The organism is Bacillus sp. CR71 (genome assembly GCF_003429245.1).
Classification (GTDB): domain Bacteria; phylum Bacillota; class Bacilli; order Bacillales; family Bacillaceae_G; genus Bacillus_A; species Bacillus_A thuringiensis_S.
Genome location: NZ_CP031748.1, coordinates 2,035,062 through 2,049,868 on the forward strand (window position 1 = coordinate 2,035,062; position 14,807 = coordinate 2,049,868).

Consider the following 14,807-nt stretch of genomic DNA (forward strand, 5'->3'; position numbering starts at 1 on the left):
AATATGTAAACAATAAAAAATGAGTATACAATCTACGTGATTGTATACTCATTTTATTATTACTTAAATTTCCTTACCGCATGAATAGCGACTCTTACAAGTAATATCGCACTTATAAATAAACCACCGTAACCAACGACACTTAAAAATTGATCATTTGGCTCTGTCGCACTGTTTGCTAAATGCAATACGCCTACCGAAATCCCACCAAATGCAGTTCCAATAAATGCAATGAGGAATTGTGAGATAAATGTAGTAATAAACGATGCATTTGTTTCGTCAGAGAAAAAGCCAACCTTAACGGATAGTTCTCCGTTTTCTAGTTTTGAACTTAAATCATCTAGTTTTCTAGGAATGCGTCGCATGGCAGGTAACATAGCGAGTAATTCGTTTGTTGCAGCTTCTTTTAAACTAGAATAATTGTTAACTGACATGAAACTAGCTGCATGATCTTTCGCAAAGCGTTTCGCTTCGTCCATTAAATTGAATTCGGGATTTAGTTGCAGCATCGTTCCTTCTAGCGTAATTAGAGAACGGAAAGCCCCTGCAACCATTGGATAAAATGCTAATTCAAACTCAGCGATTATTTGAAATAGCCCCTGAATGAATTCTTCAGAACCATTTGTAGAACCATACGTACTTTGGATTAATAATTGACTGATAGATTGTTCTAATGCCTCTTTATCAACATTTGGCTTCTTTTCAACTAATTGAAGCAGTCCATCAAGCAAGACATAAGAATTTTTGCGCTCAAAGCCGATAAGTAGTCGCTTGAATGCATCTTGTTGTAGTGTTCCTAATCGCCCGACGGAACCGAAATCAAGTAATGCAGGTGTGCCATCACGAAGAATATACACATTACCTGGATGAGGGTCTGCATGGAAAATACCTTTAAAGAAAATTTGCTCTAAAATACAATCAAAGAGTTGTCGTTGTACTTTTTTCGTATCAATTTGTAATTCATTTAATAATGCTGACCCACTTTTAACACTTACTCCATCTAAAAATTCAAGCACAAGTATTTTTGAATTACTGTATTCTTTATATACTTTCGGTATTTTTACTTTCGTTTCGCTATTTTTTAGTGAATCAGACACTTGTTCGAAGTTACGAGCCTCAATTTTGAAATCAATTTCTTCTTTCATTGCGATGGAGAAGCCATGTGCTAAATCAAGAAATCCGATATTTTTAGCCCAAGTTGATTTGTTGGAAATCCATAAAGAAAAATGAATTAAAATATCTAAGTCACGTTTAATTGTCTCAGAAATATTAGGACGTAGTAGTTTAACGACGACATCCTGGTCGTTTTCTTTCAACTTCGCTTTATGTACTTGGCCAATAGAGGCGGCAGCTAACGGTTCCATTTCAAAGGAGCTGAAAATTTCATCTTTTGGTATATGTAGTTCCTTTTTTAATATTTCTTCAACTTGTTTTTGTGATAAACGCGTTACATTTTCCTGAAGGTTTGATAACTCGTGAATAAAAGCAGGTGGTAATAAATCAGAGCGAGTTGATAAAACTTGTCCGAATTTAATAAATACACCGCCGCATTCTTCTAGTGTATTTCGAAGTGAAGTGGCGAGCTTACGATCTGCTTCTGGCGAGCGCTTTAAAGCTAAATATTTACCCATTCCGTGTTTTATTGCAATAGAAGAGACACGCATATATCTTTTTTGTCTACCAACCTTTGCGAAGAATTTTGAAATAGGATTTCGGCTTTCCGTTACTACGTCATCCATTTCGCCTCGTCTAATAGGATCAAATAATTCAAAAACTAGGTAACAAAGCATGGATACAATTAATGAGCTTCCTAGCCAAAAATATCTATCAACACCGACAACCGATTCATCTTGATAGCGTAAATATAAAAACCAATACAGAGCTGACGTAAGTGAAACACCTAAAGTTGCTGCACTTGCTTGTTTGAAAAGATTTAGTTTTGTACCAATTAGTCGACCACTAATAAAAGACATAATGATTGCTAGTAGAAAAAATTGAAAAAACATTGTATCATTCCTCCGAATTTTATTCGATAACTGTATTATACAGGAATATAATTATTCTAAAAACAAGCCAAGGAGGTACAATCCTTGACTTGCACGATTAAATAGAGCATTCAATTATATTTTTTCATCGTTGCATTGTCCTTTTGTATAAAACAATCTAATAGTGAATAACCAGCTATTAAACTAATTATCGTAACAAAAGTTGTATTTATAAGAATAACATTAGCTAAATAAGGTAGGTATTCGCCAAGTGGTGAGAAAAGTAGTGCTGGAGAAAAGGAAATTAATATTGTAGGCACTGTAATAGCGATAAACTTATCCGGTTGAAAGCTCCAGTTTTGTTTACTTGTTTCGTGATTAATGGATTGAAGGAATCGTAATAAAATGCCGACCAAAAGAGGAAAGAGTGTAAAGTAGAATAATCTTGGATAAACGTTAAAGTTCACTTGCGCGTCTGTATCTAAATAAAATTGAATCTTCACTCCAACAAATAATAATAAGACGATAAATAATGTGAAGCAGAGGTATAGCATTACTCTTTGCATTATATTCCACCATCCTTTACTCAAAATATATTCAAAAAAAGAAGAGATATACAATAACTACTGTTGTATATCTCTTCTTTTACTGTTAGTTAATAGTGGAGTTTGCTTTTTCTTGCTTCGTGAAATAATCAATAATGCCCATCGCACTAATTTCTATATCTAGATGTAAAATGTTATAAACGGAATGATCTGCTGGAACGTTTAACTTTGTAAGATGAGAAGAGATTTTATCCATTAATAAAGTTTGTAAAGCTTTAGTCGCTTCATCGAAATCATTATACTGTTCAAAGACTTCCTTACCAGTATGAACGAAAATAGGTAGCCAATGTTCCAGTTGATTATATATTTCTGTAACATGAGAGGATGCGCCGTAATGACCGAAATAAATAGTATCTACATTCATGCTTTGAATGTGATTTTTAGAAGCAATCATCGCATCTGGTTGGAATTGTGAAGGGGACGTTGATGGTAGATATAACTCTACATCAATGTCTGCGAGTTCTCTATAATAAATTCCAATTGTATCGCCAGTAAAAATCCCGTTTGTTAATGAATCGTGAATGCTAATATGGTGCTTCGCATGCCCTGGTGTATCATAAAATGTAAGGATGCGGTCTTCTGCAATTTTTAACGTATCACCATGTTGTACAATATGAACACGTTCTTCTTCAATTGGAAGAATTGGATCAAAGAGTTTATCGAAATCTTCTTTGTACACAGCTTTTGCACCTAAAATAAGTTTTGTTGGATCAATCATATGACGAGCACCACGAGAATGCACATATAACGTAGCATTTGGGCATTTTTCCATCATTAAACCAGCAGCACCGGCGTGATCTAAATGAACATGTGTAACGATAATGTTTTTAACTTCGTTTAAATCAATATGTAATTGTTGTAAGCCGTCTAAAATATACGGAAGAGAAGGGGCTGCACAAGTTTCAATTAAAGTAATATCTTCACCTAATAAAACGTACGTACCTGTTCGTTCATTATGCTGTAAATCGAAATCATCAATAAGATATAGGTGAGAAGATAATTGCTCTACTTTTTTCATATTTACCACTCCTTATATATTACATGTTTCTATTATACGCTAAAATAGAAAAAAGGCAGAAAACGAAAGCTCGTCTTCTGCCTTTTGTAATACTATTATTTCGTTTGTTGTTTATTAATAGACATAATGAACAGTCCAACAATCCCACCAACTAATGGAAGCATAATTTCTCCTGCTAAATTAAAGTAGGAGCTTAAGAATAAACCATTTACATCGATTACCCAGCCAGTAACATACAATAACATCATATATAGTACGAAATAAAACTCGCGATTTGAAATCGTTTCATGTTGTGCAGTTTTCATAATGAACACCATCCTTTTCTTTTATAATGGAATATAAACTGTCACATTTTATTCACATTTCGATTGTAAAACTTTCCATCATAAAAGTCTAGTAGTTTGTGCCGAATTTTCGAACGGAAATAAAGCGCTATCATTATAGCGTATAAGTACGTAATAAGAGCTGTATATTCACGAATGTAGTATAGTATAAACATAGAATGATAGTGAAGAGAGGGGCAAAGACAATGACAGTTTATAATTTTTCAGCTAAAACAATTACAGGTGAAGAAAAATCGTTAAAAGATTACGAAGGAAAAGCACTTCTTATTGTAAATGTAGCTAGTAAATGTGGTTTCACACCGCAATATAAAGGATTACAAGAGGTGTATGATAAATATAAAGACCAAGGACTCGAAATACTCGGATTTCCTTGTAACCAATTCGGGGGACAAGAACCAGGTACAGAAGCGGACATTACTAGTTTTTGTGAATTAAACTACGGTGTAAACTTCCCAATGTTTGCAAAGGTTGATGTGAAAGGTGATAAGGCTCATCCTTTATATACATACATGACAGAACAAGCACCAGGTTTACTCGGTATGAAAGCAGTGAAATGGAATTTTACGAAGTTTTTAATCGGAAAAGACGGGAAAGTAGTAGGGCGTTTTGCGCCGCAGACGAAGCCGGTAGATTTAGAGGTTGAGATTGAGAAGGTACTTGGAGAATAATTAGGAGTTTCACTTTATTAAAAAACGTCTCAAAGAACAATGTAGTTCTTTGAGACGTTTTCTTTAAACTCACATTTTCAAGATTAAATAACTGTATCAAAGCCATCTGATTTAGGTAGAGAACCTGCTTTTTTCATAAGCACTTCCCATAAGTGTACGGATGTCTTCCATTCTGCTGCAGCCTGCCCCTGTTGATATATAGCGTTCTCATAACTGGCAGTAAGTTGTTGCATATCGGCCGATTTGTAAAGTGTATCGATATGGAGAGCGTATTCTCGGAATGTTTGACTTTCACCCCGTGGTATGCCAATTCTCGCAAATTGTTTTAAAAGTGCACCGTAAGCTTTTTGATAAACAGCATCATCTTTTCGGTATCTATAGAAATGAATAATAAGAAATGTCATCCATTTCATTCTAGTGATAAAGAGAATGTATCCCACAATACTAATTAGTATCGTAGAGAGGAATACGTACCACCAAGAAAAACTAGTTTTAGAATTTGTGACCTTTTTAGTAGAAGCTTCTTCTGTATGTTCTATTAAACTTTTAAGTTTTGCTTCATTATTTCGTTGGTGTATTTGCTCGTTATTAGAATTATTTGCTTCGCTATTTTGTGAAATAGGAGCAGGCGTATTATTTATAAAATTATAGGGATTGGTAAATCCTTTTGTTGGTTCGAATGGAATCCATCCGTATCCTGGGAAATATACTTCGACCCAAGAGTGTGCGTTATCGTTCGTGATTGTATAAACATCCGCACCTTCTGCAGAGGCAAGTGTATTGTCAAGAGTTCCTTCTGTATAGCCTTTTACCCAGCGAGCAGGAATCCCGGCAGAACGAAGTAGTACAATCATAGACGTCGAAAAATTATTACAGTAGCCGCTTTTTGTATCGAAAAGGAATTGATCTACATAATCTTGGCTTTTGGCAGGAAATAAGACATTCGTTGATTCGTATGTAAAAGAGTTGTCTGTGAAGTAATTTTCAATAGCTAATACTTTATCATATCGGTTGTCTTTATCATTTGTAAGATTGGCAGCCAAGTCTTTTACGCGCTGTGGTAATGACTCGGGAAGTTGTGTGTACTTTGTCATAAAATAAGGATTTGTTTCTTGACCTTCATTTGTTTTTACAGCTTTCAAGTTTTCTATGGAAAACTCAGGGATCTCATATGTTACTTTATACGAATGTAAAGTAGTAGAAGAGTCTCCATTCATTGTATAAATTTTTTCTGAAAACGAGTTAACACTGTATGATACATCAGAAGAAGCCTCAACTGATACTAATCCTGCTGGATAGGTAAGGTGAGGATAACTTTTTAGCATGGTAATTGTTGCCTCAGTCGTTTCCGTTTTTGTATTTTGTTCGTACCAGCTTACGACGTCGTTTTTATTTTTAAAAGAAACCTTTTTCGGATTTTCAGAAATTTCCCAGCCTTTTCCTGTATAAAAATCTTTTGTTTCTACTCGCCAATATTGTTTGTTTTGCGTTCGTGCTGTGAAAACAATTGTAGGATCCGCCTTAAAAGGACCACCTAATCGCGAGTCATCTAAACCATACCCAATTGTAGAAACTTTTTGTTCTTTACTTGCTTCAGATGTGTTGAATTTTAAAAAATCCATTGGGTTTGGCCATTGAGGGCCAAATTTTGGAGCAAAGTATGCGATGGTTGCTAATAATACAATAAATATTGTAAGTGGTCTAAGTAATTTTGAGATTTCCCTAGCATAATTTTGTAAGTGTTCGCGCTCTTTTATTCGTTCTACTTGAAGAAGACTAAGCATAAAAAAGCCGATGACAACAGTACGAATAATAGCGTAGTTTGCAGTGTATAAATGTAAGTTATGAAAAGTTGCGATATAAATAATAGTCAATACAAGAAATAAAAACCCACGTTTTTTATGAATAATCCAAAATGAAGTGAAAGAACTCAAAAACCAAAATGAGAGAAAAAATAAAACCGTCGGAAAAACTGGAGAAATATCTAGTAAATTCCCTTGGAAAAATAGGGAGGAATTTCGAGACATATCAGAAAAGAGTGTTGTTAGCCAAGATGGATTTATAAAAGCATTTTTATAATATAGGGAATGAATGATAAATAGGACTGTGACAATTTTTATTGGAATCTGCCACCTCGTTTGAAAAAAAGAGAGAGCGAAGCAAATTCCTATAAATGTTACGAAAATATCTAATCTACCTACATTTGTAATACCTATAAGAGGTCTTATCCATTCTAGTAAAAGAAGAAATACACATGCATGCATGAAGAATTTGTTCGTATCCCACTTGTATTTTGCTTGTAATGTTATCATTTGCTCACCTCAAAAAACACGTTTGTATACCGGTTTTCATAAACCGTGTTTACAAATATTTGTCGTTTTTTTAGAGTTTCTAATATACTGAGTTCTCGGTGTGAAAGTTGATTCACTTTTTCTTTCACGACAAAAATCATACATTTTCTATTTCTTATAGCAGCACAATCAGCCGCCTTTTGAATATCGGGAGAAAGATTACTTGTCACGAGTATAACCGTGACGGGCTCATAAATTTTTCTTAGTTCTATTTCTACACTCTGGGAGAGCGGGAATACACTGTCTGCTTGTACTTTTGCTAAATGACAAAGGATTTGTTGTAACTGCGTATCTCCATTATCTAAAGGGAAAATAGTTTGTTCTTTTCCGATAGACACGAATGATGCTGGTGAATTTTGTTTCAAGACAGCCCTTACGATAGAGGCAGTAAATGTGACGACTGATTCGAATAGAGGAGACTCGGTTCTGTCTATGAATATCATGATATTATGGCTGCGCTGTTGTTCAAACTCTTTTGTCATAATATTGTTTGTTCGTGCAGTTGCTTTCCAATCAATCCATGAAAAGCGATCTCCAGGTTTATAGTCTCTGACACCGACAGAGATTGTAGAGTCTTTTGCAGAATTTATATTTGCTGAAAGCGCTCCTTGTTCGAAATGATTTTCCAATTGTCGATACGCTATATCTACATACTGGGGATAGACTAAAAATGTATCTGGAACTGAAAAAGTTACTTCTTTCTCCATCATGCCGAATAAATCGCCAGTTTTGACACGAACGCTTGAAAAAGTGTGCTCGCCTCTAGGGATTGTGTCAATAACATATTGAAACGAAATATTTCGTTTCAATCCTGGGAAGAGTACTACCTTATTCATCTTTGTTTGTTTACAACTTATAAATTGTGGTGGCAGTTCATCTTCTATAACTAAATAAAGTAAGGGAAAAGGAAATTTTCTTTTTATTGTAATCGTGCTTACAAATTGTTCTCCTACTACATATCCATTTTGGTTTGTTGTTCGTTTTACTTCAGCGTCCCGTAAAGCGTAGAAGGGGAGTAGTAGTGAATAAAGAGCAATGGGAATTGTGCTGTAAAATAAAAACCAACTTACAAACCCTCCTTGAAACATAGCGTACACAAATGTTAAGACTAGGCATAAAGGGAGTAGCAATAACTTCATAACGTGATATAGCGCTCGCAGCATTTGTTTCATCAAGGGTTCATCGTCCTTTGAGTCGGCACGGTAGTTCGTGCAACGATTTTTGCGATAACTTGTTCTCCTGTTATCCCTTCAAATTTTGCTTCCATTTTTAGAATGAGCCTATGCGCTAAAACGTAAGGAGCTAAAAATTTAACATCGTCTGGAATAACATAATTTCTGCCATGGATAAATGCATAAGCTTGTGAAGCTTTCATTAAAGCAATTGAGCCACGTGGACTTGCTCCTAGCTGTATAGAGCTATACGTACGAGTCTGATTAACAAGCTTTACAATGTAATGCTTAATTGCTTTGTCCATACTTACTACCCGTACGCTTTGTTGTAAATAAAGTAATTCTTCTATTGTAGTAATGGCCTGTAATTGAGAGAGTGGATTTGTTTTTTCCATCCGGTTTAAAATTTCAAATTCTTCTTCTGGTGTAGGATATCCCATTTTTAGTTTCAATAAGAAACGATCGAGCTGAGCTTCTGGTAGAGAATATGTTCCTTCATATTCGACCGGATTTTGTGTAGCCATGACAAAGAACGGCTTTGGTAAAGGCCTTGTAATGCCATCTATTGTAATATTGCCTTCTTCCATACATTCAAGTAAAGCAGATTGTGTCTTAGGAGATGTACGATTAATTTCATCAGCAAGTACAAAATTCCCCATAATTGGTCCAGGCTTGAACTCAAATTGGAGCTCTTTCGGATTATAAATAGAAACTCCTGTTACATCTGATGGCAGTAAATCAGGTGTAAATTGAATTCGCTTGTAATCCGCATCAATGGATTTAGAAAGAGCACGTACTAGCATTGTTTTGCCGACACCAGGAACATCTTCTAATAGCACATGACCTTCAGCTAAGAGAGCTGTCAAAGCTAAGATTGTTTCTTTTCGTTTTCCGACCATTATTTTTTCAATATTATTGATTATTTTTTCTACAGTGGGATGTAATGAATCAAGCTGGGGCATCGTAATCCTCCTAATTTTATTATCGTTTTCTAATCTATTTAGTGGACAAATTTATAATTCTATTTGCAGGTAGTAAAAATTTTATCGTTAATTCTAAGAATATTCAGAATATTTATTTCGATTACATCTAGTATAATTGTTTCCGTAACTAAGGGCAATACAGTAAATAATGATTTGTAGTTTTATGTAAAATATGTCTGGATATAAAATAGTATTGTTAAAGAAAAAATTCCTTATATACAATTTCTAAACTCTTCCTTATGGCAGTTTTGAAATAATATCAAAACTCTTTTTTATATATTTATAAAGAAAAACGTAGGAATTTCTCCTGCGTTTTTCTTTTGCAAAATAGTCGATACCTCAAAATACCATTCTCCTAATAATCACGATTAATCATAACCCTTCAAAACGGAATAAAAGATTTTCTCACAAACTTATTTTCTACTGAATTTTTGACAATCTCTTGAACTGTGCGAAATGTCACATCTGTATTTTACAACCTCTCTTATAGTAAGGGTATGTAAGAGAGACGTATTAAAGGAGTGAACAGTATGAAGAAGAAACCTTCAGCACTAATGAGACGTTTAAAATATTTTTCACCAATAGATCGTTATAACGATAATCATACTCAAGAAACATATGAAGATCGTGAATGGGAGAATGTGTACAGAAAGCGTTGGCAGCATGATAAAGTAATTCGTTCTACACATGGTGTGAACTGTACTGGTTCATGTAGCTGGAATATATATGTGAAAGATGGAATCGTAACTTGGGAAGGACAGGAGCTTAACTATCCAACTACAGGTCCAGATATGCCTGATTTTGAACCACGAGGATGTCCGCGTGGAGCGAGTTTTTCTTGGTATATTTATAGTCCACTTCGTGTGAAATATCCGTATGTACGTGGTGTTCTTTGGAGTATGTGGCAAGAGGAATTACAAAATAACAAGTCACCACTAGATGCTTGGAAAAGCATTGTGGAAAACCCTGAAAAAGCACGCAAGTATAAGCAGGCACGTGGTAAAGGGGGATTCATTCGTGCGAATTGGGATGAAGTGTTACAACTTGTTTCTGCTTCATTACTCTACACAGTAATGAAATACGGTCCAGACCGAAATGTTGGTTTTTCACCAATTCCAGCTATGTCGATGTTAAGTCATGCTGCTGGTAGTCGTTTTATGCAACTTATGGGCGGGCCAATGCTTAGTTTCTATGATTGGTACGCAGATTTACCACCAGCTTCTCCTCAAATTTGGGGCGATCAAACAGATGTACCAGAAAGTAGTGACTGGTATAACTCTGGTTACATTATGACATGGGGTTCAAATGTACCGATGACGAGAACACCAGATGCTCACTTTTTAGCAGAGGTTCGATATAAAGGAACGAAAGTCGTTTCTGTCAGTCCTGACTTCGCTGAATCTACAAAGTTTGCCGATGATTGGATTAGTGTAAAACAAGGTACAGATGGTGCACTTGCGATGGCAATGGGGCATGTGATCTTACAAGAGTTTTACGTAGATAATCAAGTGGAATATTTCACAAAGTATGCGAAGCAATATACTGATTTTCCTTTCTTTGTCACATTGAAACAAAAAGGAGATCAATTCGTTGCTGATCGTTTCTTAAACGCTTCTGATATTGGACGCGAAACGAAGTTAGGAGAATGGAAGCCTGTTCTTTGGAACGAGAATACGAATGATTTTGCAACACCTCAAGGCACAATGGGCTCACGTTGGGATAACGAAAAGAAATGGAACTTGCGTTTAGAAGATGAAGAAACAGGTGAAAAGATTGACCCACGTCTTTCTTTACTTGGAATGGAAGAATCGATTGGAACTGTACAAATTCCGTACTTCTCTGATGATGGAAACAAAGTATTAGAACGTACAATTCCAGTGAAAAAGGTTATGACAGAAGAAGGCGAAGTGTTCGTTACAACTGTATACGACTTAACGTTAGCAAATTACGGCGTGAACCGAGGGCTTGGCGGACAAGAGCCGAAAGACTTCAATGATGATGTACCGTTTACACCTGCATGGCAAGAGAAAATGACAGGAGTGAAACGAGAACTAATTATTCAAATCGCTCGTGAGTTCGCACAAAATGCCGTTGATACAAATGGTCGCTCGATGATTATTGTTGGAGCTGGTATTAACCATTGGTTTAATTCTGATACGATTTATCGCGCAGTTTTAAATCTTGTTCTTCTAGTTGGAGCACAAGGAGTAAACGGCGGGGGATGGGCGCATTATGTTGGGCAAGAAAAATTACGACCAGCAGAAGGATGGCAAACAATCGCGATGGCAAAAGATTGGCAAGGGCCACCGAAATTACAAAATGGTACATCTTTCTTCTATTTCGTAACAGATCAATGGCGCTATGAAGATACACCGGTTGGACATCTAGCATCACCAGTAGAAGGCAACTCTCGTTATCAACATCACGGTGATTACAACGTATTAGCGGCACGACTTGGCTGGCTACCTTCGTATCCGACATTCGAGAAAAATGGGATTGAATTATATAAAGAAGCTGTTGCTGCTGGTGCAACAACGCAAGAAGAAATCGGAAAATATGTTGCACAAAGATTAAAAGAAAAAGAACTAAAATTTGCGATTGAAGATCCAGATAACAAAAACAACTTCCCGCGCAACTTATTCGTATGGCGTGCGAACTTAATTTCAAGTTCTGGTAAAGGACACGAATATTTCTTAAAACATTTATTAGGTACAACAAACGGGTTAATGAATGACGATAGTGATTCATTACGACCAGAAGAAATTAAATGGCATGAAGAAGCACCAGAAGGGAAGTTAGATTTACTCATTAACTTAGATTTCCGTATGGCTGGAACAGCGCTTTATTCTGATATCGTCTTACCTGCTTCAACTTGGTACGAAAAACATGATTTAAGTAGTACAGATATGCATCCATTTGTGCATCCATTTAATCCAGCAATCGGTTCACCGTGGGAAGCGCGCTCTGACTGGGATATTTTCACTTCACTTTCTAAAGCTGTGTCAGATTTAGCGAAGAAAATTGATCTTGAACCAATGAAAGAAGTTGTTGCAACGCCACTTCTTCACGATACACCGCAAGAATTAGCGCAACCACTTGGCAAGATTAAAGATTGGAGCAAAGGTGAGTGTGAGCCAATACCAGGTAAAACAATGCCACAAATTCATGTTGTTGAAAGAGATTATAAAACAATTTATGACAAAATGACTTCGTTAGGACCAAATGCGGGAAAACAACCGATTGGTACGAAAGGGATTTCTTGGTCCGCAGAAAAAGAGTATGAGCAATTAAAGAGTCGATTAGGAGTTGTTCGAACGGATTCTATTGCAAAAGGTTGCCCAGACATAAAAGAAGCAATCAATGCTGCTGAAGCGGTATTAACACTTTCTTCTACAACAAATGGTCATATGGCTGTAAAAGCATGGGAAGCACTTGAAAAACAAACGGATTTAAAATTACGTGATTTAGCAGAAGAACGTGAAGAAGAATGCTTCACATTTGAACAAATTACAGCGCAGCCAAAAACAGTAATTACTTCTCCGGCCTTTACAGGTTCTGAAAAAGGTGGACGTCGTTACTCACCGTTTACAACAAATGTGGAACGCCTCATCCCTTGGAGAACAATCACTGGACGACAATCTTTCTACTTAGATCATGACATGATGAAAGAATTTGGTGAAACGATGGCAACGTTTAAACCGATTCTGCAACATAAACCGTTCCGTAAATCACGACCTGAAGTAGAAGGAAAAGAGATTACGTTAAATTATTTAACGCCGCATAATAAGTGGTCCATTCATAGTATGTATTTCGATTCATTACCGATGTTAACGCTGTTTAGAGGTGGTCCAACTGTTTGGATGAATAAAGAGGATGCTGAAGAAGCTGGTGTAGCAGATAATGATTGGATTGAGTGCTTTAATCGTAACGGTGTTGTTGTAGCCCGTGCTGTTGTAACGCATCGTATACCGAGAGGAATGGCGTTTATGCACCATGCACAAGATCGTCACATTAACGTACCTGGTACGAAATTAACAAGTAACCGCGGGGGAACGCATAATAGTCCAACTCGAATTCACGTAAAACCGACACATATGATTGGTGGATATGGTCAATTAAGTTATGGATTTAACTATTACGGTCCGACTGGGAACCAGCGTGACTTAAACGTTGTAATTCGCAAACTGAAGGAGGTAGATTGGCTTGAAGATTAAAGCACAAGTCGGAATGATAATGAATCTAGATAAATGCATCGGCTGCCATACTTGTAGCGTAACGTGCAAAAACACCTGGACAAATCGTCCAGGTGCTGAATATATGTACTTCAATAACGTAGAAACGAAGCCTGGAATTGGTTATCCGAAACAATGGGAAGATCAGGAGAAATATAAAGGCGGTTGGGAATTGAAAAATGGTGAAATTCAGCTGAAATCTGGTTCGAAAATGAAACGTCTTATGAACATTTTCCACAATCCAGATCAACCAACAATTGATGATTATTTTGAACCTTGGAATTATGATTATGAAACGTTAACAAATAGTCCGCAACGTAAGCATCAACCAGTTGCTCGTCCGAAATCAGCAATTACAGGCGAATTTATCGACAAAATTGAATGGGGTCCAAACTGGGAAGATGATTTAGCAGGCGGACATATAACAGGATTGCAAGATCCGAACGTAAAGAAAATGGAAGAAGAAATTAAAACAGATTTTGAAAACGTCTTTATGATGTATTTACCACGCATATGCGAACATTGTATGAATCCCTCGTGCGTATCATCTTGTCCATCTGGTGCGATGTATAAACGTGAAGAAGATGGGATTGTTCTTGTCGATCAAAATGCATGTCGCGCATGGAGATTCTGCGTATCATCTTGTCCATATAAAAAAGTGTATTTTAACTGGCAAACGAATAAAGCTGAAAAATGTACAATGTGTTTCCCACGTATTGAAGCGGGTATGCCAACGATTTGTTCGGAAACATGTGTAGGACGTATTCGGTATATTGGGGTAATGCTATATGACGCTGACAAAGTAAAAGAAGCAGCTTCTGTTGAAGACGAAAAAGATTTATATGAATCTCAGCTTACTGTTTTTCTAGATCCAAATGATCCAGAAGTGGCAGCTGAAGCGAAAAAACAAGGAATTCCTGAAGAATGGATTAAAGCGGCGCAACAATCGCCAATTTATAAAATGATTATCGATTGGAAAATTGCTCTACCTCTTCACCCAGAGTATCGTACAATGCCAATGGTTTGGTATATCCCGCCGCTTAGCCCGATTATGAATATGGTGGAGGGAAAAGGTAGTAACTGGCAAGCAGAAGAGATTTTCCCTGCTATTGATAATATGCGTATTCCAATTCAATATTTAGCGAATTTACTCACTGCGGGGGATGAATCACACATTCGTCTTACATTGAAGAAAATGGCTGTTATGCGAACGCATATGAGAGCACTTCAAATTAATAAAGAGCCAAATGAAGCTGTATTAAAAGAACTTGGTTTAACGAAACAGGATGTAGAAGATATGTATCGTCTTCTTGCCATCGCGAAATATAAAGATCGCTTCGTTATTCCGACATCTCACCGTGAACAAGTGGCAGATTTATATAGCGAACAAGGAAGCTGTGGTTTATCATTCACAGGTGGTCCAGGCTCTTGTATGACAATTTCTTAAAT

At 36.4% G+C, this 14,807-nt stretch carries 10 protein-coding genes; 3 read left to right on the forward strand and 7 right to left on the reverse strand.

The features are described from left to right. Positions 1–59 precede the first annotated feature (59 nt). The 4 genes from DOS87_RS10480 to DOS87_RS10495 form a co-directional block, all read right to left on the reverse strand. The gene (locus DOS87_RS10480) at positions 60–2,006 is read right to left on the reverse strand and encodes an ABC1 kinase family protein (RefSeq protein WP_000465998.1); all 1,947 of its coding nucleotides are present in this window, start codon (positions 2,004–2,006) and stop codon (positions 60–62) included. A 110-nt stretch (positions 2,007–2,116) separates the two neighbouring features. Next, complete coding sequence (locus tag DOS87_RS10485) at positions 2,117–2,551, reverse strand: hypothetical protein (RefSeq protein ID WP_001190002.1); 435 nt, start codon at positions 2,549–2,551, stop codon at positions 2,117–2,119. An 85-nt stretch (positions 2,552–2,636) separates the two neighbouring features. After that, positions 2,637–3,608 (reverse strand): MBL fold metallo-hydrolase, encoded by a 972-nt coding sequence (locus tag DOS87_RS10490; protein WP_098578242.1) that lies wholly within the window; start codon positions 3,606–3,608, stop codon positions 2,637–2,639. Between the two features lie 95 nt (positions 3,609–3,703). After that, entirely contained in the window at positions 3,704–3,913 is a 210-nt protein-coding gene (locus DOS87_RS10495; protein WP_000844984.1) for a DUF3925 domain-containing protein, read from the reverse strand. Positions 3,914–4,137: 224 nt separating this feature from the next. On the opposite strand from DOS87_RS10495, the gene bsaA reads away from it, so the two are divergent. Then, a complete protein-coding gene (bsaA, locus tag DOS87_RS10500; protein WP_000219526.1) occupies positions 4,138–4,620 on the forward strand; it encodes a glutathione peroxidase in 483 nt (160 codons plus the stop codon). Positions 4,621–4,703: 83 nt separating this feature from the next. Here the strand turns inward: bsaA and DOS87_RS10505 are convergent, their stop codons facing one another. From DOS87_RS10505 to DOS87_RS10515, 3 genes are read right to left on the reverse strand one after another with little or no spacing between them, the layout of a single operon-like run. Next, positions 4,704–6,932 (reverse strand): transglutaminase TgpA family protein, encoded by a 2,229-nt coding sequence (locus tag DOS87_RS10505; RefSeq protein WP_079245475.1) that lies wholly within the window; start codon positions 6,930–6,932, stop codon positions 4,704–4,706. Next, positions 6,929–8,143, reverse strand: a complete 1,215-nt coding sequence (locus DOS87_RS10510; RefSeq protein WP_098578241.1) for a DUF58 domain-containing protein — start codon at positions 8,141–8,143, stop codon at positions 6,929–6,931. Before DOS87_RS10510 ends, DOS87_RS10505 begins: the two co-directional genes overlap by 4 nt. Continuing rightward, positions 8,143–9,105: an AAA family ATPase gene (locus DOS87_RS10515; RefSeq protein ID WP_001135803.1), complete on the reverse strand. Its 963-nt coding sequence runs from the start codon at positions 9,103–9,105 to the stop codon at positions 8,143–8,145. The genes DOS87_RS10510 and DOS87_RS10515 overlap by 1 nt, the downstream gene beginning before the upstream one ends. A gap of 551 nt (positions 9,106–9,656) precedes the next feature. Here DOS87_RS10515 and DOS87_RS10520 point away from each other — a divergent pair. Together DOS87_RS10520 and narH are read left to right on the forward strand one after the other, a co-directional pair. After that, the gene (locus DOS87_RS10520; RefSeq protein ID WP_000729100.1) at positions 9,657–13,340 is read left to right on the forward strand and encodes a nitrate reductase subunit alpha; all 3,684 of its coding nucleotides are present in this window, start codon (positions 9,657–9,659) and stop codon (positions 13,338–13,340) included. Then, positions 13,330–14,805 (forward strand): nitrate reductase subunit beta, encoded by a 1,476-nt coding sequence (narH, locus tag DOS87_RS10525; protein ID WP_000692656.1) that lies wholly within the window; start codon positions 13,330–13,332, stop codon positions 14,803–14,805. Before DOS87_RS10520 ends, narH begins: the two co-directional genes overlap by 11 nt. Positions 14,806–14,807 lie beyond the last annotated feature (2 nt).